At 68.5% G+C, this 23,998-nt stretch carries 28 protein-coding genes; 16 read left to right on the top strand and 12 right to left on the bottom strand.

Annotation, left to right across the window (positions count from 1 at the left end; translation table 11 throughout):
• Window position 1 precedes the first annotated feature (1 nt).
• From AJAP_RS19190 to AJAP_RS19170, 5 genes are all read left to right on the top strand, one after another.
• Complete coding sequence (locus AJAP_RS19190) at window positions 2-1,174, top strand: pyridoxal phosphate-dependent aminotransferase (protein WP_083649734.1); 1,173 nt, start codon at window positions 2-4, stop codon at window positions 1,172-1,174.
• 73 nt (window positions 1,175-1,247) lie between these two features.
• Window positions 1,248-2,717: an FAD-dependent oxidoreductase gene (locus AJAP_RS19185; RefSeq protein ID WP_038513622.1), complete on the top strand. Its 1,470-nt coding sequence runs from the start codon at window positions 1,248-1,250 to the stop codon at window positions 2,715-2,717.
• Entirely contained in the window at window positions 2,714-3,757 is a 1,044-nt protein-coding gene (locus AJAP_RS19180; protein ID WP_038513620.1) for a hypothetical protein, read from the top strand. The genes AJAP_RS19185 and AJAP_RS19180 overlap by 4 nt, the downstream gene beginning before the upstream one ends.
• A gap of 28 nt (window positions 3,758-3,785) precedes the next feature.
• Entirely contained in the window at window positions 3,786-4,391 is a 606-nt protein-coding gene (locus AJAP_RS19175) for a TetR/AcrR family transcriptional regulator (RefSeq protein WP_038513618.1), read from the top strand.
• Window positions 4,392-4,515: 124 nt separating this feature from the next.
• Window positions 4,516-5,247, top strand: coding sequence for a VanZ family protein (locus tag AJAP_RS19170; protein ID WP_038513615.1), 732 nt, complete (start codon window positions 4,516-4,518; stop codon window positions 5,245-5,247).
• A 10-nt stretch (window positions 5,248-5,257) separates the two neighbouring features.
• On the opposite strand, the gene AJAP_RS19165 is transcribed toward AJAP_RS19170, so the two are convergent.
• A complete protein-coding gene (locus AJAP_RS19165; protein ID WP_038513612.1) occupies window positions 5,258-5,713 on the bottom strand; it encodes a hypothetical protein in 456 nt (151 codons plus the stop codon).
• Window positions 5,714-5,800: 87 nt separating this feature from the next.
• Here AJAP_RS19165 and AJAP_RS19160 point away from each other — a divergent pair, with 87 nt between their 5' ends.
• The 4 genes from AJAP_RS19160 to AJAP_RS19145 all read left to right on the top strand — a co-directional run bounded on the left by AJAP_RS19160 (window position 5,801) and on the right by AJAP_RS19145 (window position 9,777).
• Window positions 5,801-6,526: a TetR family transcriptional regulator gene (locus AJAP_RS19160; RefSeq protein WP_038513609.1), complete on the top strand. Its 726-nt coding sequence runs from the start codon at window positions 5,801-5,803 to the stop codon at window positions 6,524-6,526.
• Window positions 6,527-6,565: 39 nt separating this feature from the next.
• A complete protein-coding gene (locus AJAP_RS19155) occupies window positions 6,566-7,807 on the top strand; it encodes a sensor histidine kinase (protein WP_038513607.1) in 1,242 nt (413 codons plus the stop codon).
• Window positions 7,804-8,466 carry a response regulator transcription factor gene (locus AJAP_RS19150; RefSeq protein WP_038513604.1) on the top strand — a complete coding sequence of 221 codons (663 nt, stop codon included), beginning with the start codon at window positions 7,804-7,806 and terminating at the stop codon, window positions 8,464-8,466. The genes AJAP_RS19155 and AJAP_RS19150 overlap by 4 nt, the downstream gene beginning before the upstream one ends.
• A 102-nt stretch (window positions 8,467-8,568) precedes the next feature.
• Window positions 8,569-9,777 carry a glycosyltransferase 87 family protein gene (locus AJAP_RS19145; RefSeq protein WP_084098248.1) on the top strand — a complete coding sequence of 403 codons (1,209 nt, stop codon included), beginning with the start codon at window positions 8,569-8,571 and terminating at the stop codon, window positions 9,775-9,777.
• Here AJAP_RS19145 and AJAP_RS19140 read toward each other — a convergent pair.
• On the bottom strand, window positions 9,730-10,812 hold the full coding sequence (locus AJAP_RS19140; RefSeq protein WP_038513602.1) for an epoxide hydrolase family protein: 1,083 nt from the start codon (window positions 10,810-10,812) through the stop codon (window positions 9,730-9,732). The two genes, AJAP_RS19145 and AJAP_RS19140, sit on opposite strands and share 48 nt — an antisense overlap.
• Window positions 10,813-10,906: 94 nt before the next feature.
• Between AJAP_RS19140 and AJAP_RS19135 the strand changes: the two genes are divergently transcribed.
• Complete coding sequence (locus AJAP_RS19135; RefSeq protein ID WP_038513599.1) at window positions 10,907-11,371, top strand: MarR family winged helix-turn-helix transcriptional regulator; 465 nt, start codon at window positions 10,907-10,909, stop codon at window positions 11,369-11,371.
• On the opposite strand, the gene AJAP_RS19130 is transcribed toward AJAP_RS19135, so the two are convergent.
• Both AJAP_RS19130 and AJAP_RS19125 read right to left on the bottom strand, forming a co-directional pair.
• Window positions 11,368-12,243 carry a LysR family transcriptional regulator gene (locus tag AJAP_RS19130; protein WP_038513596.1) on the bottom strand — a complete coding sequence of 292 codons (876 nt, stop codon included), beginning with the start codon at window positions 12,241-12,243 and terminating at the stop codon, window positions 11,368-11,370. The two genes, AJAP_RS19135 and AJAP_RS19130, sit on opposite strands and share 4 nt — an antisense overlap.
• Window positions 12,244-12,294: 51 nt before the next feature.
• Complete coding sequence (locus AJAP_RS19125) at window positions 12,295-13,050, bottom strand: SDR family oxidoreductase (RefSeq protein ID WP_038513594.1); 756 nt, start codon at window positions 13,048-13,050, stop codon at window positions 12,295-12,297.
• A gap of 151 nt (window positions 13,051-13,201) precedes the next feature.
• On the opposite strand from AJAP_RS19125, the gene AJAP_RS19120 reads away from it, so the two are divergent.
• The gene (locus AJAP_RS19120) at window positions 13,202-14,422 is read left to right on the top strand and encodes a hypothetical protein (protein WP_228694982.1); all 1,221 of its coding nucleotides are present in this window, start codon (window positions 13,202-13,204) and stop codon (window positions 14,420-14,422) included.
• Between the two features lie 14 nt (window positions 14,423-14,436).
• On the opposite strand, the gene AJAP_RS19115 is transcribed toward AJAP_RS19120, so the two are convergent.
• Window positions 14,437-14,949 carry a CGNR zinc finger domain-containing protein gene (locus tag AJAP_RS19115; protein ID WP_038513590.1) on the bottom strand — a complete coding sequence of 171 codons (513 nt, stop codon included), beginning with the start codon at window positions 14,947-14,949 and terminating at the stop codon, window positions 14,437-14,439.
• A gap of 25 nt (window positions 14,950-14,974) precedes the next feature.
• On the opposite strand from AJAP_RS19115, the gene AJAP_RS19110 reads away from it, so the two are divergent.
• The gene (locus AJAP_RS19110; RefSeq protein WP_038513587.1) at window positions 14,975-15,163 is read left to right on the top strand and encodes a hypothetical protein; all 189 of its coding nucleotides are present in this window, start codon (window positions 14,975-14,977) and stop codon (window positions 15,161-15,163) included.
• A 296-nt stretch (window positions 15,164-15,459) separates the two neighbouring features.
• Here AJAP_RS19110 and AJAP_RS19105 read toward each other — a convergent pair whose 3' ends face one another.
• Both AJAP_RS19105 and AJAP_RS19100 read right to left on the bottom strand, forming a co-directional pair.
• On the bottom strand, window positions 15,460-15,885 hold the full coding sequence (locus AJAP_RS19105; RefSeq protein WP_037337862.1) for a nucleoside deaminase: 426 nt from the start codon (window positions 15,883-15,885) through the stop codon (window positions 15,460-15,462).
• A 2-nt stretch (window positions 15,886-15,887) separates the two neighbouring features.
• Window positions 15,888-16,751, bottom strand: a complete 864-nt coding sequence (locus AJAP_RS19100) for an LLM class flavin-dependent oxidoreductase (protein WP_038513586.1) — start codon at window positions 16,749-16,751, stop codon at window positions 15,888-15,890.
• 92 nt (window positions 16,752-16,843) lie between these two features.
• Here AJAP_RS19100 and AJAP_RS19095 point away from each other — a divergent pair, with 92 nt between their 5' ends.
• The gene (locus AJAP_RS19095; RefSeq protein WP_007034427.1) at window positions 16,844-17,290 is read left to right on the top strand and encodes an Lrp/AsnC family transcriptional regulator; all 447 of its coding nucleotides are present in this window, start codon (window positions 16,844-16,846) and stop codon (window positions 17,288-17,290) included.
• 25 nt (window positions 17,291-17,315) lie between these two features.
• Here AJAP_RS19095 and AJAP_RS19090 read toward each other — a convergent pair whose 3' ends face one another.
• Together AJAP_RS19090 and rox are read right to left on the bottom strand one after the other, a co-directional pair.
• Window positions 17,316-17,696, bottom strand: a complete 381-nt coding sequence (locus AJAP_RS19090) for a VOC family protein (RefSeq protein WP_038523413.1) — start codon at window positions 17,694-17,696, stop codon at window positions 17,316-17,318.
• Between the two features lie 68 nt (window positions 17,697-17,764).
• On the bottom strand, window positions 17,765-19,192 hold the full coding sequence (rox, locus tag AJAP_RS19085; RefSeq protein WP_038513582.1) for a rifampin monooxygenase: 1,428 nt from the start codon (window positions 19,190-19,192) through the stop codon (window positions 17,765-17,767).
• A 236-nt stretch (window positions 19,193-19,428) separates the two neighbouring features.
• On the opposite strand from rox, the gene AJAP_RS19080 reads away from it, so the two are divergent.
• Together AJAP_RS19080 and AJAP_RS19075 are read left to right on the top strand one after the other, a co-directional pair.
• Window positions 19,429-20,103: a TetR/AcrR family transcriptional regulator gene (locus tag AJAP_RS19080; protein ID WP_038513579.1), complete on the top strand. Its 675-nt coding sequence runs from the start codon at window positions 19,429-19,431 to the stop codon at window positions 20,101-20,103.
• Window positions 20,100-21,233, top strand: a complete 1,134-nt coding sequence (locus AJAP_RS19075; RefSeq protein WP_038513577.1) for an FAD-dependent oxidoreductase — start codon at window positions 20,100-20,102, stop codon at window positions 21,231-21,233. The genes AJAP_RS19080 and AJAP_RS19075 overlap by 4 nt, the downstream gene beginning before the upstream one ends.
• On the opposite strand, the gene AJAP_RS19070 is transcribed toward AJAP_RS19075, so the two are convergent.
• A complete protein-coding gene (locus AJAP_RS19070) occupies window positions 21,224-21,850 on the bottom strand; it encodes a CGNR zinc finger domain-containing protein (protein ID WP_038513573.1) in 627 nt (208 codons plus the stop codon). The two genes, AJAP_RS19075 and AJAP_RS19070, sit on opposite strands and share 10 nt — an antisense overlap.
• Window positions 21,851-21,940: 90 nt before the next feature.
• Between AJAP_RS19070 and AJAP_RS19065 the strand changes: the two genes are divergently transcribed.
• Window positions 21,941-22,711 carry an MBL fold metallo-hydrolase gene (locus tag AJAP_RS19065; protein ID WP_148311533.1) on the top strand — a complete coding sequence of 257 codons (771 nt, stop codon included), beginning with the start codon at window positions 21,941-21,943 and terminating at the stop codon, window positions 22,709-22,711.
• A gap of 502 nt (window positions 22,712-23,213) precedes the next feature.
• On the opposite strand, the gene AJAP_RS19060 is transcribed toward AJAP_RS19065, so the two are convergent.
• A complete protein-coding gene (locus AJAP_RS19060; RefSeq protein WP_038513567.1) occupies window positions 23,214-23,615 on the bottom strand; it encodes a nuclear transport factor 2 family protein in 402 nt (133 codons plus the stop codon).
• A 12-nt stretch (window positions 23,616-23,627) separates the two neighbouring features.
• Window positions 23,628-23,990 (bottom strand): YrdB family protein, encoded by a 363-nt coding sequence (locus AJAP_RS19055; protein WP_051972512.1) that lies wholly within the window; start codon window positions 23,988-23,990, stop codon window positions 23,628-23,630.
• Window positions 23,991-23,998: the final 8 nt, after the last annotated feature.

Genomic DNA, 23,998 nt, shown 5'->3' with positions numbered 1-23,998 from the left:
ATTGTCCAGCGTCCGAACCGAGTCGCCGATCCGCCCGTCGTCCCTTGTGGACAGTACGGCGCAGGCGCTGTCCATCAAGTACAACAACCTGGTCTACGAGCTGAGCGCGGCCGGGCGGGACATCATCACGCTCTCGCTCGGCGAGGCGTTCTTCGGCCTGCCGCTGCCCCGCTTCGACGATCTGGCCGCGCACGGCCTGCATCACTACTCGCATTCGCGGGGCCTGCCGGAGCTGAGGCAGCGGCTGGCCGGGTACTGGGCCGATTTCGACGTCCCGGTCGACCCGGACACGGAGATCGTCGTCACCGCCGGTTCCAAGGTGGCGATCTACATGGTGCTGCTCGCGCTGCTGGAACCGGGGGACGAGGTGATCGTGCCGGAGCCGTTCTGGCTGAGCTACCCCGAACAGGTGCGGCTCTGCCGTGGCGTTCCGGTGATGGTCCCGCACGACGTGAGCGTGTTCGACCTCGCTCGTTACGTCACGCCGCGGACCAGGGCCATCGTGATCAACAACCCGAACAACCCGTCCGGCCGGGTGCACACGGACGCCGAGCTGGAGTTCGTGCACGATCTGGCGGACGCGCGGGGCCTGGTGGTGATCGCCGACGAGGCGTACCACGAGTTCGTGCCGCCGGAGACCCCGTTCCGGGCCTGCGGTTCGTTCGACCCGGAACTGCGGCACACCGTCACGATCAACTCGATGTCGAAGAACTACGGGGTTTCCGGCTGGCGGATCGGCTATCTCATCGCACACCGCACGCTGATCGATCAGGTGCTGAAGATCAACCAGCATCTGATCACTTGCGCGCCGACCATCCTGTCCTGGTACCTCGCCGAACACTTCGACGACATCCTGGCCGTCACCCGGCCACAGATCCGCCGGGTCGTGGACCTTCGCCGCGAGGTCGCCGGGCAGCTCGCCGACATCGGCATCGAGACCTTGCCGGGCTCGGCGACGTTCTACCTGTTCGCCTCGCTCGGCAGGTCCACTTTGGACTCCATGGAGTTCGCCACCCGGCTGCTGAGGGAAAGCTCCGTCAGCGTGGTGGCGGGTATCGCGTACGGCGATTCGTGCGACCGGCACATCCGCGTCTCCGTGGGCACGGAGTCGCCGTACCGGGTGGCGAGGGGTATCGCCGCGATCCGGGACCTGATCGACGCGACCAGTTCTTGACAGTTCCCGGCGTCGTTCATACAGTCATACAGCCAATGTCAATCTGTATGAATGACGCTGGGAGTTGGTCCGCATGCGACTCGGCAAGACCGCCGTCGTCCTCGGTGGCAGCGCCGCCGGTCTCTGCACCGCGGGAGCACTCGCCCCGTACTTCGACGAGGTGGTGGTGCTCGAACGCGACGAACTGCCCGCCGAGGCCGAACATCGGCGCGGGGTGCCGCAGAGCAAGCATCCGCATTTCCTGCTGAACTCGGGCCGCCGCGCGATCGGCGCGCTGTTCCCCGGATTCGAGGACGACCTCATCGCGGCCGGCGGACTGCATCTGATGCCGTCCATGGACGCGGCGTATCTCGACGGAAAGGGCTGGTCGGCGCGCAAACGCAGCGCGATGACGATGATCTACGGCTCCCGGATCCTCATCGAACGCGTGCTGCGCGACAAGGTCCGGGAGCTGCCGAACGTCGTGATCCGCGACGGTGTCGCGGTGAGCGGCTTGACGACCCGGGACGGCGAAGTCACCGGGGTCACCCTCTCCGATCGCGACGAGCACATCGACGCCGACTTCGTGGTCGACGCGATGGGCCGTGGTTCCTCCGTATCCGCCTGGCTGGTGGCGGCGGGCTGGCCCGAACCGGAAGTCCGGACGCTCGACGCCAAGGTCACCTACACCTCGCGCTGGTACGACCTGCCGTCTCCCGAGGAACGGCCACCTTCCTGGTGGTGGCGGCATCTGGTGATCATGCCGACCCCCGACAAGGGCGCGCATCCGGACGAGCACGAGTTCCTGGTGAACTTCTTCCCGATCGAGGACAACCGGGTCATCGCGTGCATGGGCTCGTGGGGACTCGAAATGCCGCGCACCACCGAGGCGTTCGTCGAGTCCGCCCGCCGCGTGCGGGCGCCGTTGTTCGCGGCCGCGATGGACCGGTCCACACCGACTTCCGAGGTGCATCTGACGCGATCGACCGGGAACAAATGGCGCCGCTACGACCGGCTCCGCACCCCGCCGCGGCGCCTGGCGTTCGTCGGCGACTCGATCTGCGCGTTCAATCCGTTCTACGCGCAGGGCATCAGCTCCGCCGCGGGTTCGGCGCTGCTGTTGCGCGAGCATCTCTCCCGCGCCGAGCGGTTAAGGCCCGAGTTCTCCGCACGGTTCCTGGCGGAACAACGAAAACTGCTCAACGTGCCGTGGAGCCTGGCGATGGCGAGGGATCAGGGCTACGCCTGCGCGGTGGGCACCGAAAAGGCGCCGGAGTGGAGGCGACGGCTGCTCGAAGCCGTGTCCGGCCCGGCGTTCAGGCTCATCGTCGGCGCCGCCCGCGAAGACGACGTCGTCGACGAGCATTTCGCGAAGGTGTTCAACCTCGACGAATCACTGCGCGACATGATGACGAACCCGCGGGTGATCGCGGGGCTCGTGCGCTACCGGATCCGGGCAGCGCTGGGGCGGCACCGGGTCCCGTTCGACTTCGACGCCCGGGCCGAGCCACCGGTCACGGACTACTCGCCGAAAGGCGCCGCGCAGCAGGCGGTCGCCCGGTGAGCGCCGGATGCGGGCCCGACGCGGAAGCCGTCACCCGCGGACTCGGCTTCGACTGCCATGACGTCTCCCCGTGGCTCTCGGTCCGCGCACCGTGGGCGGAGGCGCACTGGACGATGCCGCTGCTGGAACTGCTCGTCCTCGGCGGAGCCGTGTTCGCGCTGGTGCACGCCGTCCGACGGCACCGCCAAGGCGACTCGACGAATCTGGCGTTGTGGTGCGCTTCGCTGGTCTACCTCTTCGTCATCGAACCGCCGCTGTACTTCCCGGAGTGGTTCGGCCTGGAACGCCAGTACGGGTTCATCTTCGCCCACAACCGGTTCACCGTGCAGTTCATGTGGGACCGGCTGCCGCTCTACATCGTGGCGTTCTACCCGATGATCAGTCAGCTCGGCTATGAACTCGTCCGGTCGCTCGGGATCTTCCGCGCCCGCGGAGCCTTGATCGGGTCGGTGGCGGTCGCCTTCGCCTGCCAGGTCTTCTATGAGGTCTTCGACCAACTCGGCCCGCGACTGAAATGGTGGGCCTGGAACGACAACAACCGGATCGTCAACCATCCGGCGCTGGATTCGGTCCCCATGACCAGCATGCTGCTTTTCGCGTCCGTGTCGATGGGCGCCATGACGTATCTCGTGGTGCGGTTGGCGAGCGGAGCGCGGCGCGGGTGGTCCCTGGCGGCCCGCATCGGGCTCGCCGGGGTCCTCACGCCGCCGAGCATGGCGATCGCCGGGCTCCCGTCGAGCCTGCTCGACGGGAACGTGACCGCGCAGGCTTGGGTTCTCGCCGTCGAGCTGGCCCTGCTGTGGCTGGCCGGCATCTGGATCTTCGTCCGGTACGGACGTCCCGAAGAACCGTTGGCGCCCTTCGCCCGGTTCTATCCCGCTATCTATTTGGGCGGAATGGCGGTGTTCTGGATAGGCGGCGTCGTCGAAAACGGCACCTCGACCGGGAGTGGCCTGTACGCGCTGGCCTGCTTCGTGGCCGCCGGACTGATGCTGACCGCGCTGTACCGCGTTCGCCGTGCGGCACCTGCCACCGTCTGAGATTCTCCGTTCGGGGAAGATGAGCCGTATGGGCCACCACGGATGGCGGGGGAACCCGCCCGGAACCGAGCGCGAGGCACGCCGCCGGATCGTCGAGGCGGCGACGGCGTGCATCGACCGGGTCGGTCTCGCCAAGACCAGCCTCTCGGACGTCGCCGCGGAAGCGGGCGTGACCCGGCAGACCGTCTACCGCTACTTCCCGAGCCTCGCGGACATCCTCAGCGCGGTCGCGCTGGACCGGGTCGAGGAGTTCGCCGGGCGGATGGAACGGCATCTGGCCGCGTTCGCCGATCCCGCCGAAGTCGCCGTGGAGTCGGTGGTGTTCGGCGTCCGCGCGGTCCCCGACGAACCGTATCTGGGGCTGCTCCTGAAAGCGGGCGAAGCCGACGTCTTCACCGTCGCGGTCACTTCGGCGCAGTCGTTCGCGCTCGGCGCGCGGATCCTCCGGAACGTGCCGGTCGACTGGGCGGCGGTGGGCGTCACGACCGACGACGACTTCGAGGGGCTCGCCGAAATGCTGATGCGGCTGTTCCTGTCGTTCCTGCAGTACCCGTCGACGCCGGCGCACACGGACGAGCGGCTGCGTGCCATGGTCCGCCGCTGGATCGGCCCCGCGCTGACCGCACGGCCGTGACAATCGAAGTCCGTGAAGTATCAACGCGGATGGTAGTTATTCACCGACAATAGCCGGGGTTCTTGTCTGGCCTTCACGATGCTGCCACCCTCGCCGAAGACGATCATCGGCGAAAGGGGAGTGCATGGGGTGGTGGTGGTGGCAGGCATTCTCGGCCGCCGCACCGTGGTCGCTGCTCGTCGCCGCGGCCGGTGCGGGCGTCGCCGAATTCATCGCGCGCCTGAGCGGAAAACGGCGCGGCCCGTTCGTGGTCGCCCTGGATTTCGCTTTGCTGGCAGCGCTTTCGGCGGTACTTCTGATCGTCTTCGTACCCGCGCCGACGGCGGCACGCGGTTCGTCGGTGATTCTTCACCTGCTGGCGGACGTCCTGCCCGTCTTCAGCGACCGTCCGCAACTCGCCTTGTTCCAGTTGGCGGGCAACGTCTTCCTGTTGATGCCGCTCGCGATCCTGGTGCCGGTGCGCTTCGGCTGGGCGAAACCCGTGTCACGGATCGTCCTGTCGGCTTTCCTGGTGTCCGTGTCGATCGAATGTCTTCAGGTCTGGCAGGACGCCGGCCGCGTGGGCTCGCTGGACGACGTCCTGTGCAACACGGCGGGGGCCGCGTTCGCGGCCTGGTGTGCCAGCCGGTGGCGTGGCCGGACGGCGACGGCGGGCAGCGTCCGCGTATGGCATCGGTCGGGGATCGAGGTCCGGCGTTCCGGAGTGGTGCACGCGCGCCGCGGGCAGCGGTTGATCGGCCGCGTGACCTTGAGCGACCTGCCGCCGCTGGCCGAAGGCGCGACCCTCGAGATCACCCTGTCCGAATCGGACGGTGGGGCGCTTCTCGTTTCCGCGCAGGCGTCGGTGGCGGCGTGAACAGCGGGTGTTACCGCGGCCGGACGGCGGCGAGGACCGCGTCCAGGCTGGGAAGCCAGCGCTGCCGAGGGTCCGGCGCCGAGAGCCATTCGGCGTGGGCCTCGGCGCGCCCGGAGTCGGTGGGCAAGGGGAGCTGTGTGCCCCAGGCGAGTACTTCGACGTGCTGTGGCAGGGAGATCCGCGGGGGAATCAGGCCGTCGGTCTCCGCGAGGATGGCCACGCGCGGGCCCTGCTGGGTCAGCACCGCCATCGCGGGACCTCCGCAGCCGGTGTCGGCGAGCCGGGTGAGGACCTGGGCGCCGTTGATCTTGGGCAGGGTGACCGCGCAGATCCCGCCTTCCAGCACCAGGAACGGCTGCGGGCCCCGCCATTTCAGCGACCAGCCGAAAAGACGGCCGTAGAAGGCGTCGCCGCGGGGGCGGATCGAGCGAGACTCGACCGGGAGCACTTGGTGGTCCAGCGACATCGTCGGCGCCTTCCGAGCGGGGAGTGAGGACTCGGCACAGCCTAACGGCACTCAGTGCCACTAGCAAGTGGCTGCTACCGTCCCGCTATGACCGATTCGCCGCGCCGAGCGCCGGTGACCAGAGCCGGCGCAACCCCCGCGGGGAGGCGCAAACTGCGCCGTGCGCTCGCCGCGGCGGCCGTTGACCTGTTCGCGGCCAAGGGCTACGAGGCCACCACGGTGGACGAGATCGCGGCCGCCGCGGGAGTGGGCCGCCGGACGTTCTTCCGGTATTTCGACGCCAAGGACGACGTGCTCTTCGCCAACCACGACGAGATCGTGGCCGAGATGGAGGAGACGTTCGCCGCCGCGGACCCGGAGCGTGATCCGGTGGAAGTGGCCTGTGAGGCCGTCGGTCTGGTCCTCGACTCCTACGCCGCCGAACTCGACGTGTCGCTCAAACGGTTCACCCTGACCCGAACGGTTCCGTCCCTGCGGGACAAGGAGGTCGCGACCGTCGACCGCTATCAGCGCGTACTCGCCCGCTACCTGCGGGCGCGTTTCACCGAGCAGGGTGACGAGACGGCGAGCCTGAGGGCGGCGGTGGCCGCCGCGGCGATCGCGGCCGCGAACAACCACGTGCTGCGGCGCTGGCTGCGCAGTGGCGGGCAGGACGACATCGCCGCCAGCGCGGCGGAGGCCTTCGCGCTGGTGATCGACGCGTTCCGGGTCGAGGAGCCCGCGGCCGAAACGACGGTGGTGGCGGTGATGACCACGGCGACGCCGCTCCACGCCGTCATCGCCAAGGTCAACGCCGCCTTGAACGAGTCTTAGACCATCTGGCACTCAGTGCCATCGGTAAGGTCGGTCCTGATGATCGACCGACAGCGCCTGCGGCTGTGGTTGGCCGCCCTGCGCTACACGGCCTACGCCGGAACCGATGCCCCGCCGAAGCGTTCGGCGGGGCTGCGCTGGCTGCGCGCTCTCGCGATCCTCGGTTGTGGACTGTGGGCGGGTTTCGTCACGTTCTCGACGGTTTCGGTGCCGGCGCCGGTGAAGACTTTCAACGTGCTCATCTCCGTGCTGCCGTGCCTGCTGGCGGTGCGCTCGCCGCTGTGGGGATGGCGCCTGTTGATCGTCGGCATCGTCAGCACTCCGCTGACCCTGCCCGGAATCGCCGGATCGTGGGGCTGGCCGTGGGCGCCGGGCTTCGCGGTCACCGCGGCACTCGTCTTCTACCTGGTGGGGGAGAGCAACGATCAGCCGGAACTCGCCTGGGCGGGGCTGATCTCGTTCGGTGCCGCCGCCCCGTTCCTCCGTGACTGGCGGGACGCGGCGTTGCTCGTGCTGCTGGGCGGGATCCTGTTCTTCCTCGGCAACACGGTGCGTCAGCGCAGACTCGCCGAAGAAGAACGCGCGGCGCAGCAGGAACGCAGGCTCGCCGAGGAGACCCGGGCGGCTCTGCTGGAGGAGCGCGCGGGAATCGCGCGGGAGCTGCATGACGTGGTCGCGCACCACATGTCCGTGCTCGCTCTGCGCGCAGACTCGGCGAGGTTCCGTTTCGCGGATCACGGCAAGGCCGATCGGGAAGCCGAAATCTGGCAGGAGTTCGCCGACCTCGCCGGGACCGCCCGCGAGGGCTTGACCGAGCTGCGCAGGCTGCTCGGGGTGCTCCGGTCCGAGGAACACGCGCCGGCGATCGCTCCGCAGCCGGGATTGGGCAAGGTGGTCGAACTCGTCGAAGGTGTCAAGGCCGCGGGCACCGCTTGTGAGCTCGATCTGCACGGCGACCTCGACACCGTTCCGGTCGGGGTCGCGTTGTCGGTGTTCCGGATCGTGCAGGAGGCACTCAGCAACGCGATCCAGCACGCGCCAGGGGCGGCGATCTCCGTCGAACTCACGGCCGATCCGGGGTCGGTCCGGCTGCGCATCGACAACGGCCCCGGCGACGGTCCGAAAAGGACGGAACAGGCACGAAGCGGGCACGGTCTGGTGGGGATGCGGGAGCGGGCCGCTATGCTCGCGGCTGATCTTGAGGCAGGGGAGCGCACGGACGGCGGTTTCCGCGTCGCCTTGACCGTTCCGCTCGATCGTGAGGGGCGTCTGGAACCGTGATCTCGGTGGTCATCGCCGACGACCAGACCATGGTCCGGCAGAGTTTTCGCGCGGTGCTCGACGCGCAGCCCGACATCCGGGTGGTCGGGGAGGCCGCGGAGGGGAACACCGCCGTCGCGCTGTGCACCGAACTCGGACCGGATGTCGTGCTGATGGACGTCCGCATGCCCGAACTCGACGGTCTCGAGGCGACCCGGCGGATCGTGGCGGGCAGGCCGGAGGTCCGCGTGCTGATCCTCACCACGTTCGACATCGACGAGTACGTGTTCGGCGGGCTGCGGGCGGGCGCCAGTGGATTCCTCCTGAAGGACTCGCCCCTGGACGACCTGGTCACCGCCGTCCGGGTGGTGTCCGCGGGCAACGCGCTCTTCGCACCGACCATCACCAGGCGACTGATCGGCGAGTTCACCCGCACGCATGCTTCGGCGCACACGGGTCGTGCCCTCGTGACCGAGCTGACCGCGCGGGAGACGGAAGTGCTCAGGCTGATCGCGCGTGGCCTTTCCAACGCGGAGATCGCCGAAGCGCTGGTGATCGCGGAGCAGACCGCGAAATCCCACGTCAGCAGGGTTTTCGCGAAGCTCGGCGTCCGTGATCGCGCGCAAGCGGTCATGGTCGCCTACGAGGCAGGGCTCGTCGTGCCGGGAAGCACGCCCTGATACCGGGGTAGGGGTCCGCGCGAGATCGGGTACCGGGGTAGTGGTGCCAAGACGGTTCCGCGGGGCGATGTCTTCCGACGCGGTTCGGGAGATCGTTCCGCCATGCATTCGTCAAGAGGACCGCGCGCCGACCCGGCGTTGATCGTCGTCGGCGGGGCCATGGCCGTTTTCGTCGTGGTCGCACTCGTCTGGTGGCTCTCGGATACGCCGCTCGGCGTCGATTCGGCGGTCTACCGGGCAGGCGGATTCGCCGTGCTGCACGGGGAAAGCCTGTACTCGCCGCTGCTCGCGCTCCCCGAATGGGCGCCGGAGCTCCCGTTCACGTATCCGCCGTTCGCCGCGCTGCTGTTCACCTCGCTGACCGCGTTGCCCGCTCAGCTGTCCTGGGGCCTGCTCGCGCTGGCCGCCGCACCGTCGCTGTACGTCGCGCTCCGGCCGTTCGCCCAGCGGGCCCACCTTCCGCTTCTGCTGCTCGGCGCTTTCGCGCTGCAACCAGTGTGGCAGACCGTCGGCCTCGGGCAGGTCAACCTCGTTCTCATGGCCGCCGTGGTCGCGGACATGGTCCTCCTGCGTGATTCGCGCTATCGGGGGATCGTCGTCGGGCTCGTCGCCGCCGTCAAACTGATCCCGCTGATCTTCCTCGTCCACCTCCTGGTGGTCAGGAGGACCGCGGACGCCGTCCGTGGGCTCGCCGCCTTTCTCTGCGCGACGACGTTCGCGATGGTCGTCCTTCCTGCGGACTCCGTCCGCTACTGGACTTCGGCGATCTTCAACGATCACTTCGCCGAGATGAAGGGCTGGGTGGGGAACCAGTCATGGCAAGGTTTCGTCGCGCGGACCGTCCCGGAAGGACGGACGGCCGCGGTGGTGATCGTGGCGTTCGGCGCGCTATGCGCGGCCGCGGCGATGTGGCTGGTGCATCGGCTGCACCACGAGGGGGACGACCGCGCCGCGTTGCTGGTGACGGCGGGTTGCTCTCTGCTGCTCAGCCCGATCTCCTGGACCCACCATTGGGTGTGGGTGGTGCCCGCGCTCGGCCTTCTCGTCGCCAGGGGAGGCCACAGGACGGCGCTCGTGGTCGCCGTCCTGTTCACCGGATGGACGGTCGCGGTGGTCCCGAACGGGGGAGGAGCCGAACGCGACTGGAACGGCGTGGAGGCCGTCATCGGCAACGCGTACCTGATCGCCGCCCTTGTCGCGGGGCTCGTCCTCCTCTTCAAATGTATAACGACCTATACGGCCTGGCGGCGTAAAAGATTGCAGCTACTCGGCAATGCCGAGGAAAAAATCCTTGACGTCGGCGGCCAATAGATCCGGAACCTCCATAGCCGCGAAGTGGCCGCCACGGTCGAATTCCGACCAGTGCCTGATGTCGAACAACCGCTCGGCCAGTGGGCGGACGGATTGCGTGATGTCGCACGGGAGCACGGCGACGCCGAGCGGCACGCGGCAGGGGAGGTTCACCTTTCCGGCGTCGTGGTGCAGCCGCGCGGACGAAGCCGCGGTGGCGGTCAGCCAGTACAGCGAGACGTCGGTGAGCATGCGGTCGTCGTCGACCGGCGTGCGCGGGTCCGTCCACTGCGCGAAACGTTCGGCGATCCATGCCAGCTGGCCGACCGGTGAGTCGGTCAACGCGTAGCCGATGGTCTGCGGGGTGGCGACCTGCAGGGCCTGATACGGCGGGCGATTCGCCATGAGCTGCCTCACCTTGTCGAGGCGGGATTCGTCCTCTTCGGACAGTTCGAGGCCGGCTTCGGGATCGGGCCGGGTCGGCAGGTAGTTCACGTGCACGCCGACGACGTGCTCCGGTGCGACTGCGCCGAGCGCTGTCGAAATGCCCGAGCCGAAGTCGCCGCCTTGGGCGCCGTAGCGCTCGTAGCCGAGTCGGCGCATCAGCTCGGCCCAAGCTCGGGCGATCCGCTCGACGCTCCAGTCGCGTTCATGGGTCGGCCCCGAGAAGCCGTAACCCGGAATCGAGGGGATCACCAGGTGGAAATCGCGCGCCAGCGGCTCGATCATGCCCAGGAACTCGAGGAATGATCCTGGCCATCCGTGGGTGAGGACCAGTGCGAGGGCGTCCGGGTTCTCCGATCGGACGTGGACGAAGTGGACGTTCTGGCCTTCGATCTCGGTGGTGAAGTGCGGCAGCTTGTTGAGTTCGGCCTCGTGGGCGCGCCAGTCGTAGCCGGTTCGCCAGTATTCGGCGAGTTCTCTGAGTCGGGCGAGCGGGAAGCCGTAGTCCGAGCCCGCGTCGGCGACCTCGTTGGGCCAGCGGGTGCGGGCGAGCCGGTCGGCGAGGTCGTCGAGGTCGGCCTGGGGGATGTCGATGTGGAAGGGCTTGATCACGGCGGATCTCCTCGGTTCGTTGGGTCGCTAAACGTTTGGTAGCCCAACGATACCGCAATCGTTCGGGCGCCCAACGATTCGTTAGACTCGTCACATGGACGACCCCTCGGAACCGCGTGGCGGCTGGCGAACGCTGCCCAGCTGGCTGCTCACCCAGACCGCGAACCACGCGCATCGCCTGGTGACCGACGGGTTCTCCGCGGCTGACGCCCGCGGCTACCACTACCGCGTGCTGGCGACGCTGGACGAGTTCGGGCCAGCCAGCCAGGCTGCGCTGGGCCGCCGGAGCGGCATCCACGTGAGCGAGATGGTCGCGACGATCAACGAGCTGGCCGAGCGCGAACTGGTCGAGCGTGCCCCGGATCCGGCTGATCGGCGGCGCAACGTCGTCTCGCTGACGACGGCGGGCAAGCGGCAGCTGCGACGGCTGGAGAAACAGCTGGCCGAACGCCAGGAAGAACTGCTAGCACCGCTTTCGTCCGACGAGCGGAAGCGGTTCACCGATCTACTGTCGAAGTTGCTGGAGCACCATGACCGGCGCAGCGGCGAGGCCGGCTAGAACCCCTGAGCGGAAGCCAAAAACGCCTGACGGGCGTCAGAAGTGCTGTGCTGCGGCCAAAGGGCCTGCAGCGGTACATGGACGGCCGGGTGCAGCTCCCTGACCATGACCGCGCCGCCCGCCGCCGGCCCGGGTGGCGCGGTCACAAACGCGACCGCGTCGCTGTCGAGGACGGCGGTGACCGGTGGCGTCCCCTGGATGGGGTTGCGCCGGACGCGTGGTTCGAATCCCGCGTCGCGGCAGAGGTTGACGAGCAGATCGGTGTATCCGGACCGGCCGGGATGGCCCCAGACGGTGATCTCTTCGCCATCGAGGTCGCTCAACCCGAGATTCTCGCGGTCGGCGAGGCGGTGACCGGCGGCGACGGCGACGTTGAGCCGCTGCCGGATCAGGGTGGTCCCGACCAGGCCGTGGGCGAGGGTCAGCGCGCGGCCGAGGCCGAGGTCCAGTTGTCCGCCGAGTAGTTGTGCGACGAGTTCGTCGGGGTAGCGCTGGTTGACGTCGATGACGAGGTCGGGGTCGGTCTGGTGTTTGCGCAGCAGGGCGGTGACCTCGTCGCCGGTGACGGCGGGGGTGTGGCCGACTCGGAGTCGTTCCGGTTCGCTCCGGCCGATGCGGCGGGCGCGCTGGACGGCGGAGTCGGCGATGCCGTGGAGGAGGTGGGCGTCGGCGATCAGTGCCTGGCCGGCGGGGAGCACGGTGACCCCGGTGGCGCTTCGCTCGAGGAGAGGGACGCCGACTTCCCGCTCGAGCGTGCGCACCGAGGTCGACAGCGCCTGCTGGCTCAGGTGCAGCCGGGTCGCCGCGCGGGTGAAGCTGCCTTCTTCGGCGACGGCGATGAGGTGGTTCAGCTTGTACAGGTCCAGGCCCACCCCGGGGTTCCCCTTTGTTTCCGGTCTGCGGCGTCTTGGTCAGGGTAAGGGTCAGCGCGTGGTGTAGCCGCCGTTCGGGAACATCGTCTGGCCGGTGAACCAGCCGCCGTCGGTGGCGAGGAAGCGGATGATCGGCACGATGTCCTCGATCTTCGTCAGTCGTCCGCCCTTGGCCTGGGACTTGTGGAATTCGACCCGCTCGGGGGTTTCCTGCGGGTAGAAGAACGGGGTGTCCATCGGGCCGGGGGCGATGACGTTGACCGAGATGCCGCGGTCGGCGAACTCCTTGGCGGCGGCCCTGGTGAAGTGTTCCAGCGGGGCTTTGCCGCCGGCGTAGGTGGAGTAGCCGTCGGTGAAGGCCGCGAGCAGGGAGGTGCCGAGGCTGATGATCTTGCCGTTGTCGGAGAGGCGCCGTCCGGCTTCCTGGATGAAGAAGTAGGCGGCTTTCGCGTTGACCGCGAACATGCGGTCGTAGTCCTCTTCGGTGGTTTCGAGGATCGGCTTGCGCAGGACCATGCCGGTCGTGTTGACCGCGATGTCGGCGCCGCCGAAGGTGTCGACGGCGGTGTCGAAGAGGCGGCGGACGTCGGCGACCTTGGTCAGGTCGCCTTGGACGGCGACGGCTTCGGAGCCGGAACCGCGGACGGCCTCGACGGTCTTGTCGGCGTCGGCCGCGGAGGCGTCGCCGTGGTAGTGGACGACGACCTTGGCGCCGGCTTCGCCGAGGGTGGTGGAGAGGAGTCCGCCGAGGTTCTTCGCGCCGCCGGCGATGATCGCCACTGTTCCGTTCAGGTTCTGTTCGCTCATGACTTCGAACGTAGGAGCCGGGGGCGGGGGCTGGGAAACACAAGATCGAGGTGGGGTCACAAGCGGGGTTTGTGGGCTTTCCCACCTGCGTGGAGCTGGGAATCTCCGGGATCGAACGGCGAGATGACTTCACATTGTGGACACTCTGATCGTGCTCCGAGAAGTCGACGACCTTGATCAGCCCGCTGCCCCCGAGGAGGCGTCCCGGCAGGGGCGTCCGGCGCGTGTGTTCGAGAGAGTCCTCGACAGACTGGCGCGGTCGCCTTATCCGAGGGCGATCCTGCTGTATCTCGTGATCCGCACGGCGAGTGTCCAGTTGCTCGATCTGCTGGCCGCCCGGCGTGGTGCGACGTTGACCGATCGGCTGACGGCGTGGGACGGGCAGTGGTATCTGCGGCTGGCGGTCCATGGGTACGCGGATCTGCCGGGGACGCTGGACGCGGCGCGGCAGCCGTATCCGGACGCGCCGATGGCGTTCTTCCCGTTGTATCCGAAGCTCGTCGGTGCGGTGATGTGGCTCGGGCCCGATGTCGTGACGGCGGCGTTGACGGTGTCGGTGCTGGCCGGGCTGGTGCTGGCGTGCGGGCTGATCCGGATCGGGCGGGCGGTGTCGCCGGATCGGCGTGATCGGACCGGGTTGCTGCTGGTGGCGTTGTGGGCCGGTGCGCCGATGGCGATCGTGTTCTCGATGGCTTACACGGAGGCGGTGTTCTGCGCGCTCGCCGTTTGGGCGCTGGTGGGTGTGCTGGAACGGCGTTGGTTGCTGGCCGGTTTGTGTGCTTTCGGGGCCGGGTTGTCGAGGTCGACGGCGGTGGTGCTGGTCGCGGTGGTGGTCGTGGCGGCGTTGATCGAGGTCTTCCGGCGTGGTGAGAAGCGCTGGTGGGCGCTCGCGGGTGCGGTGATCGCTCCGTTGGGGGTGGCGGGGTATCTGGGGTTCGTCGCGTACCGGACGGGGAGTTGGACGGGCTGGCAGGACATCGAGTTGCGGGGTTGGAACACCGAGTTCGACTTCGGTGCGGAGACCGCGGATTCGGTGCTGGCGCGGTTGACCGGGGACGAGTCGGTGTTCAGCACGCTGACGGTGTTGCTGCTGCTGGGTGCGGTGGCGTTGGTGCTGGTGGCGGCGTTCATCCGGGTGCCGTGGCCGTTGACGCTCTATGGTGCCGGGGTGCTGTTGCTGGCCATCGGCACGCGGGGGCTGCCGGACGCGAAGATCCGGTTCATCCTGCCCGCTTTCCCGGTGCTGGTGCCGATCGCGATCGGGTTGTCGAAGCGGCGGACGGTGACGGCGGTGTCGGCCGCGGTGGCGTGGGTGGTGCTGGGTGCGTGGTTCTCGGCGCACGCGCTGACTGCGTGGCGGTACGCGATCTAGGTGTGAAACACGCCCTAGCTCGCCTGCCGGGTGCGGTGGTCGGCGACGTGGACCCTGGTGGCGCAGCGGGTCGAGCAGAACCGGCGGCGGCCGTTGCGGGAGACGTCGACGTAGACGGTTTCGCAGCCTTCGCGTGAGCAGACGCCGAAGCGGTCCGGGGCGTCGCAGACGAGGTGTGCGAGTCCGCCTGCGGTGTAGGCCCGGACCCGGGGCGCGGTGCCGGCCTGTGCGTCGACGTAGTGCAGGTGGGGTGCTTTGCCGTCGTGGGTGGAGATGTAGGGCTTGGACGCGGAGTCGTGGAGCAGCGCGTTGACCAGGTCGACGCGGGTGTCGGGGTCGGCTTCGAAGACGCGTCGGAGTCTCTTGGCCCAGGCGACGATTTCGGTCGCTTCGTGGTCCTGTACGGCGGAGACGGTCATGCGGTCCTTGAAGATCGCGGTGAGCGTGGCCGGGTCGGCGGCGTCGCCCAGGTTGACCAGCTCGGCGGCGATCTGCGCGGCCGCCCCGCCGTAAGGGTTGAAGTGCATTGACTCATTACAGCACGATCGGGGTATGGAAGCGAACAAGTGCCCGCGGTGCGGCTGGCCGCTGGCCGAACTGCCTGGAAGCGCGACGACGTCTCAGCGGGTCTCCCAGGGGAGGCTGGAGTACATCCGGTGTCTGTGCGGGAGCTGGCTCGCGCGGGTGGACGGTGTGGTGATCGGGGCGACGAGGTCGCAGCTGGGGTCGGCTCGGCTTTGACGGGGTCGTGAGTGTTTTTGGTCGTTAGAGCCAAGGGTGTCTTAAGCACCTACGCGGTGCGCGGGTGCGGCTGATCCAACCTGCGTCAGTAGGCACTAGCGGAGTGGTGTGGGCTGAAGGCTCCCTTCACCGAGTCTGATGCGGCGAAAGGAGCCTTCGCCCTCGGTCGGCTACAGGGAGCGGCGGCTCGGTCGCAGGTGCCGCCCTTGCTCAGTTCTGCAGTACATGAAGGCCCCCTTCCCTGCGTCTAGCGCAAGGAAGGGGGCCTTCATGTACTAACGACCAAACATCCGGCTCTAGGTGTAGTAGCCCTCGACGGGAACGCGGGCCTCGTCGTACAACGCCGGACCCTCCAGGCGAACCGGCGGCGCCGTGGCCGGCGGTTTGAGCGCGGTGACCTGTTCGCCGGAAAGAGCGAACACGACCCGTCCCAGGCCCGAGCGTTCGATGGCGCCCTGGCACATCCCGCACGGTTGGCAGCTGGTGTACATCGTGGTCGCCGCGGCGACGGCGGGTTCGAGTTCGCGCGCGGCCCACACGGCGAGTTTCAGCTCCGGGTGCAGGCTGATGTCCGATTGGGACACCGTGGTGTTGTGGTCCTCGGCCAGCACCGTCCCGTCGGGGCCGACGAGCAATGAGCCGAAGGGTGGATCGCCGTCGGCGCGGGACTTCGCGGCGAGTTCGATGGCGCGGCGGAGGAACTTCTCGTCTTCGTCGGTCATGATCAGTCCTGTTCGGTTCGGTAGCGGCCCAGTTCCCAGTGGGCGGCGACGGTCGCCAGAGCCTGCCACGCGTATTCCGGCCGCAGGGTCTCTTCGGGATCACCGGAGAACGGGTCGAGGACGACCGTCTCGGCGCCGAGGTGGCGAAGCCGGTCGAGGTCGTCGACGATCTGCTCGATCGTGCCTTCCCCAGCGGCGCGATCGGGTGTGGTGACCGGGCGTTCGGTGACGTTCAGCAGGATCCGCGGCGTGAACGCGGGGACCGGCCGGTCGTGTGCGTCGGCGATGGTCTTGACCCTGGTGAGCGCTTCGGTGAGCCAGGGGAGGGTGGCCCGCAGCGGATGCCAGGCGTCCCCGACCCGGACGGCGCGGCGGATGCCGGCGTCACTGTTGCCGCCGACCCAGATCGGGATGTCGCCGGCGCGGTAGTCGGCGTCGTCGGCCCAAGCCTTCCGGACGGCGTCGAGGTGGTCGTCGGTCAGCCGTCCCCGTTTCTCGAACGGGACGTCGAGTGCTTCGAACTCCTGCCGGGCCCAGCCGGACGCGACGCCGAGCACGAGCCGTCCGCCGCTGAGCTGGTTCAGATTCGCGGCCATGCGGGCGATCAGCAGCGGATGCCGGTACGGGACGATGAGCACGGTGGTGCCCAGCCGGATCCGGGTCGTCACACCGGCTAGCCACGACAGCGTCGTGAACGGTTCGTAGAACGGCGCCGGGTACTGCTCGGCGACGTCAGGGGTGATGGCGACGTGATCGGACACCATGAGCAGGTCGTAGCCGAGGCCTTCGACCGTGGTGGCCCAGCCGCGGAGGATCCCGGGATCGGTCCCCGGGCCGAAGTTCGGGACGTTGACACCTATTCGCACAGGTCAAGGCTATCGGCGAGGCGGAAACCCGGGAAGGGATCTTTCCCGGCGTATGACGGCTTCCGCCGTGGATCTGCCGGTATTCTGGCCGGATGGCCGAGACTCTCGACGCGACCGACTGGGCGATCCTGGTGGAGCTCCAGAAGGACGGACGCCTTCCGCTCACCGAGCTGGGTAAGCGGGTCAGCTTGAGCGCGTCGGCGACGACGGAACGGGTCAAGCGGCTGGAGTCGGCCGGGGTGATCACCGGCTATCGCGCCGAGGTCGACCTGGAGAAGGCCGGGTATGTGGTGCTGGCGGTGGTGCGGTTGAAGTATCCGGGCAGCAAGCACGCGCCGTTGCACAAGCTCCTGGCCGAGCGGACGGAGATCCTCGAATGCCTCCGCACGACCGGCGACGACTGCTATTCGCTGAAGATCGCGGCCCCGTCGATGGGGCGGCTGGAGGAGATCGTCAACGAGCTCGCGCTGTTCGGGAGCACGAACACCAACATCGTCTACAACCAGACGTTGCCCTATCGGGGGCCGCAGGGCCCGTGACCGCACCGGCCACGGGCCGTGCGGATCACGCGGTCTCCCAGAGCCCCATGACGTTGCCTTCCGTGTCCTTGAAGTACGCGGAGAAACCCATGTCGCCGACCGCGGTCCGGCCGACGAGCGTCGCGCCGCCCTGCTTCTCGATGACCGCGAGCGTGTCGTCGACGCTGTCGACGTCGAGCACGATCACCGGGCCCGACGCGGGGCTGAACTCCTTCGCCAGCATGCCGCCGTTGATGTAGCCCGGCTCCGAGGGCATGCCGGTCTCGGCGGTCGGCCCCGAAGCGACCATCGTGTAGTCCATCCCGGGCATCGTGTCGGCCTTCCAGCCGAAGACCTCCCGGTAGAAGCCGCGTGCGCGTTCGCCGTCCTCGAACGGAATCTCGAAATGCACGACCCGTCCGGCCATGGTCATCAACTCCTGTCGTGGCGTCGGATTCGGAACGCCACCAGCCAATAACCGCCGGACCTGGCGCGCTAGAGGACTTCGCCCTCTCCGAACCACCGGCACAACGCCTCGGCCAGATCGTCCTGGTCTTCGCCCACCCAGGCCACGTGTCCGTCCGGGCGCAGCAGTACCGCGGGTACCTCGAGGTCCTCGCTGGTGTCGACGACGTGATCGACCCGATCCGCCCAGCCTCGCGCCGAGAGCGAGCCGGTCTGGTCGAGCAGCAGGCCGCGGCCGCCGCGGGTCAGTCCGTAGAGGTGGCCCTGCTTGAGCTCCAGATCCCGCATGCGGTGGCCGAGCAGTTCGTGTCCCTCGCCGAAGTCGTAGCGGATCGCGGTCGCGGTGATCTTCTCGGTCAGATACCGGCTGACGTCCTCGAAATCCATCAGTTCCGCCAGCAGCCGCCGGACCGCCTGCGAGCCCGGATCGAGCGACATCAGCTGCATCTGCGCGCGGGTGTTGTCGAGTACCGCTGCGGCCACGGGATGCCGTTCGGTGTGGTAGGTGTCCAGCAGGTCGTCCGGCGCCCAGCCGTTGACCGCGCCCGCGAGTTTCCAGCCGAGGTTGAAGGCGTCCTGCACGCCGAGGTTGAGCCCCTGCCCGCCGACCGGCGGGTGGATGTGCGCCGCGTCGCCCGCCAGGAACGCGCGTCCCGCCCGGTAGCGCTCGGCCAGCCGCGTCGCGTCGCCGAAGCGGGAGAGCCAGCGTGGCGAGTGCACGCCGAAGTCGCTTCCGGCGACCGCTTTGAGCTGTCGTTTGATCTCGTCGAAGGTCGGCGGGATCCGCGGGTCCTCGGCGAGGCCTTCGGCGGGCACGCCGACCCGGTACACCCCGTCGCCGATGGGGGAGAGGCCGAACCGGAGCTGGGTCTTGCGGACCTCGGTCATCACGGCGAGCACCGTTTCCCAGTCCTCGGTCAGTTCCATCTCGCCCAGGAGTGTCTCGGCGGTGGCGGGCTCGCCGGGGAAGTCGATCCCGAGGAGCTTGCGCACGGTGCTGCGGCCGCCGTCGCAGCCGACGAGGTAGCGCGAACGCAGCTTCGTCCCGTCGGCCAGTTCGACGTCCACGCCGTCGTCGTCCTGCGTCAGGCCGACCACTTCACAGCCGCGCCGGATGTCGACGCCGACCTCGGCGGCATGGTCGATGAGCAGGCGGTCGGTGACGGTCTGGGGGATGCCGAGGATGTAGGCGTGCGCGCTGTCCAGCACGGGCGCCGGTTTGATGATGCCCGCGAAGGAGCCGCCGACCGGATACTTCTTGCCGTGTTCGAGGAAGCGCTCCAGCAGACCGCGCTGGTCCATCACCTCGATACTGCGCGCGTGCAGGCCCATCGAGCGGACGACCTTGGACTGTTCCGGATCCTTTTCCAGGACGACCACCCGCACGCCGTGCAGTCGCAGTTCGGCGCCCAGCATCATGCCGGTTGGTCCGCCGCCGGCGATGATCACGTCGATCAAGAGTTCCCCCGATTGTCGAGCTCGTGTTCTCCGGCGGGGGATTCTGCGGCATGACCGGGGTCTTGCCGCAAGCCCCCAGGTGCGTTATACGTTAGAAGTGGCAGGGAGAGTCGATCTCTCTGCCGTTGTCGTTTTCAGTCCGCGGTGGACGGACAAACCCCCGTTAGAGGCAGCAGGGCATCATTGTGACCTGTGACGAACTTGTTCGTAACGAACATGTTCGTTATGGTGGTGGCATGGCACCTGCGAAGAGCCGCCGGGAGCGACCGGCCAAACCCGCGCTGACCCGCGACGGCATCGTCGCCGCCGCGGTCGCGATCCTGCGCGAGGAAGGCCTGCGCAAGGTCACGATGCGCCGCCTGGCGCAGGAACTCGACACCGGCGCAGCCTCGCTCTACGTCTACGTCCGCAACACCGCGGAACTGCACGCGGCGATCCTCGACGAACTCCTCGGCACCATCACGCCGCCGGCGGCCGAAGGCTCCTGGCGTGACCGGCTCGAACGGCTGCTCACGGCCTACACCAAAACGCTGCTGGAGTACCCCGGTCTCGCCCTGTCCGCGCTGGTGGCCCGCCCGAGCGGCGAGAACTACCTCGGCCTGGTCGAGAACCTGCTCGCCCTGCTCGCCGAGGGTGACGTGCCCGCCGAGCGGCGCGCCTGGGGGATCGACATCCTCCTGCAGCACGCGACGTCGACCGCGGCCGAGCATGCCGAGCAGGACTCGCCGGACGACTGGGACGCACTGGCCCGCGCCGTGCGGAACGCCGACGAGACGACCCATCCCCAGATCGCCGCCCACGCGGCCGACCTGCTCACCGGACGGCCTGAGCAGCGGATGTCGTGGGGGCTGCAGGTGCTGATCACCGGAATCACGCACACCGGCCTGCCGCCGGAAAGGAACCCGACATGACCACACACCACCCGATCGCGATCATCGGCGCCGGCCTCGGCGGACTCACCCTGGCCCGCGTCCTGCACGTCAACGGCATCGAAGCCGCGGTCTTCGACCTCGACGCGTCGCCGTCCGCCCGCACACAGGGCGGCATGCTCGACATCCACGAGGATTCCGGACAGGTCGCGTTGCGCGCCGCCGGTCTCCACGACGAGTTCCGCACGCTGGTGCACACCGGCGGCGAGGCCATGCGCATCCTCGACCGGCACGCGGTCGTGCACCTGGACGAGACCGACGACGGAGACGGCGGGCGCCCTGAAGTCGCCCGAGGCGACCTCCGCGACCTGCTGCTCGGCTCCCTGCCCGACAGCACCGTGCGCTGGGGCGCCAAAAGCACCGGCGCACGCCCGCTCGGCGACGGCAGGCACGAGGTGACCCTGGCCGACGGCACGTCCTTCACCACGGACCTGCTGATCGGTGCCGACGGCGCGTGGTCCAAGGTCCGCCGCCTGCTCTCCGACGCCGAACCGGCCTACGAAGGCATCTCCTTCGTCGACATCCACCTCCACGACGCCAAGGAACGCCACCCCGCGAGCGCCGCGCTCGCCGGCGACGGCATGTTCTTCGCACTCGGTGCGGACAAAGGACTTCTGGGACACCACGACAGCACCGGCAGCCTCCACGTCTACATCGCGCTCAAGATCGCCGAGGACTGGATCTCCACCATCGATTTCCGCGACACCGTTGCCGCGAAGGCCGCCGTATTGGACCACTTCGACGGCTGGGACCCCGCTCTGCGCGCGCTGATCGCCGACGCCGACGGCGAACTGATCCCTCGGCTGATCCACGCACTGCCCATCGGTCACCGCTGGGATCGGGTACCCGGCGTCACCCTCCTCGGGGACGCCGCCCACCTGATGTCGCCATTCGCCGGCGAGGGCGCCAATCTCGCGATGCTCGACGGCGCCGAACTCGGCCTCGCGCTCGCAGCGCAACCTGGCGACGTCGAAGCCGCACTAAAGGCCTACGAGACGGAACTGTTCCCGCGCAGTGAGGCGTCGGCGGCGGAATCCGCCGAAAGCCTCGTCCTCTGCTTCGCCGAAGACTCCCCGAAGCCGTTGCTGGAGCGCTTCGCGTCCTACCGCTGAGCCGACCCCGCCGGCTGGGAGCGCCTGGCGTAGGCGCGGGCGGCACGGGCCCGGTCGCCGCAGCGCACGGAACACCACTGACGCCGCCCGTTGCGCAGGAAGAACCGCGTGCACGGCGGGGAACCGCAGGCCGCGATCCGCTCCGCGTCCGGCCCGGTCAGCAGATCCGCGGCGTTGGCGGCGAGGGTCGCCAACGCGTGCTCGACGATCTGGGTGATCGGATGCGACGCGGTGCGGTACAGCCCCCGGGCCGGGTCCCAGCGCAGCAGTTCGGCGGTGGGCGCCTTGCTCAGCGCCTCGTTGACGGCGTTGAGCGCGCTCTGCGGAGCCGGATCCGAACAGGAACGCGACGCGAGCAGGATCCGCACCTGCTCACGCAACGAGCGGACCAGGCCGGCGCACAGCTCCTGAAGACCGGCGTCGACCGGGGCGAGGCCCCGTTCGGCGAGCCAGTCCGTCGCGGCCGCCGGAGTGCCGAGCAAATCGGTGAACTGGCCGCCGGGCAGCGCGATCGTGGTGTTGGCGAGCGCCAGCGCGACGTACTGCTCGGCGCCCGGGGCAGGAGGAAGGGCAGCGGTGTCGTCCACGTTCTCATGGTAGGCGCTGAGTTCATCCATGAGAAACTCTCACGGAAGTAGTTGCGGTCTTCCGTGACAACTGGATAGGGTCACTCACGGAAAGAACAATACCTATCCGTGAGGTGGATGATGAACCAGATCAGCGACCAGCTCTCCGTCCAGGTCTTCGGCGGGCCGACCGCCCTGATCGAGTACGGCGGCCTGCGGTTCCTGACCGACCCGACCTTCGACGAGCCCGGCCACTACCCGAGGCCCAACGGGAGACCCGGCCTCACCAAGACGGCGCCGTCGTCGGCGAACCCCGCGGACCTCGGCCACCTCGACGCCGTCCTGCTCTCCCACGACGAGCACCCGGACAACCTCGACCACTCCGGCCGGAAACTGCTCGCAGACGTGCCGCTGACCCTCACCACGGCCAGCGGGGCGGGAAGGCTTGGAGGCACCGCGAGAGGGCTGGAGAACTGGGAAACCGTCGAACTGGACCGGCCGGGCGGGGGAGTCGTGACCGTGACCGCCGCACCCGCGGTCCACGGACCTTCAGCGGACAAGGTCAGCGGTGACGTCGTCGGCTTCGTGCTCACTGGCGACGGCCTGCCGACGGTCTACGTCAGCGGCGACAACGCCTCGCTCGACGTCGTCCGGCAGGTCGCGGAACGATTCGGGCCGGTCGACACCGCCGTGCTCTTCGCCGGGGCCCCGCGTCTGAAGCCGGTCTTCGACGGCGCCCTGCTCGTCCTCGACAGCGAGCTTGCCGCCGAGGCGACGCACATCCTCGGCGCCCGCACGGTCGTCCCCGTGCACATCGACAGCTGGAACCACTTCACCGAAGGCCGCGACGAGCTGGTGGCCGCGTTCACCTCGGCCGGGCTGGCCGATCGGCTGCGCCTGAGCCGAGCTTGATCGTCTACGTTCGGGGGACGCCGACGAGAAAGCGAGCACCGCCATTCCCTCCGCCACGCTGAGCATCCCCACTCCCGACGGCCGGTCCGACGCCTTCGCCGCCGCCGGATCGCGACGCCACTGGGAGAGGTTGCTCGCACTTCTCGAGAACACGTTCAAGGCGTGAGTTCTTCTGGGCGACTGCGCAATCTCTCCGTGACGCGGTCGAGCGGGGAGGATTCGGGACGTTGAGCGTCCCGAATCCTCCCCGCTCGAATCACTTGACCGGTCCGACGTTGGCTGCTCGGCGTGCCAGGTGCCGACGATGTGGGAATTGGGACGTTGAATGTCCTAATTCCCACATCGTCGGGGGCAGCACGGGTCTCGAAACTTGATCAACGGAGGATTTGGGACGCTCAACGTCCCGAATCCTCCGTTGATCAAGCTCCCGCCCAGCGGGCGGGCAAATACAGGTCCACCAGAACCGTCCTTGCCACTCACGACCGCCCAGCGGAGTGCTTGGTCAGGGCGCGGCCGTCGGAAGATCCATGATGCCGGTGGCCTGCGACCAGACACAACGCCACGTGCCGCCGGCGTCGGTGTACACGTCGGTGTGCCAGGCCTCGTGCCGCGGGATGTCCGCGCCGTCGACGGTGAGTTCGATGAAGCACCGGTAGCGGAGGACGACGACGTCGGTGCCGACGATGGCGTCCACGTCACCAGTCAGCTCCAGTTCACGGTAGACGACCCGCCCGGTGGTCAGGAGATCCAGGTACTCGGCCTTCGTCCACACCGTGCCGGTCGGGTTGCACAACCGGTACTCCTCGGCGTGCAAGCGATCGTAGGTGCCGCGATCCACGTCGAGGAGACATCGGGTCCGATCCCGCTCGGCCTTGATCACCCGGCCGGCCACATCGTCGGTCATACCCGCTCCTGTTCACTCGTTCTTGGTCACGGCGAGGACAATCCGGTCGGCGGCCCACAACGCGACGCCGATGACGCCGGGCCAGGTCAGCCCGACGGCGATCAACCCGGCCCCGACGCCGAGGAACAGCGCCGTTTCCAGGACGAACCGGATCGACTCTGCCAGCACGAAGCGTGCCTTCTCGGCGAGGAACAGTCCCCAGAACACCGCGACGGCGAGCGGAGCGAGGACCACGGCCACCCACCGCCATCCGTCCGGCCCCAGCCGCCAGGCGACGACCGCCGCACCGGTCAGCATGGCGAGTTCGAGGAGGAACCGCACGATCAGCGCGGCACCGCGCACACCGTGGAGTGGTTCGGACAGCTGCTCGCTCATGGCTTCCC

The sequence above is a fragment of the Amycolatopsis japonica genome, assembly GCF_000732925.1.
Taxonomy (GTDB): Bacteria; Actinomycetota; Actinomycetes; order Mycobacteriales; family Pseudonocardiaceae; genus Amycolatopsis; species Amycolatopsis japonica.
The sequence above is the reverse complement of the archived record's forward strand: the minus strand, read 5'-3'. Positions and strand labels throughout refer to the sequence as shown.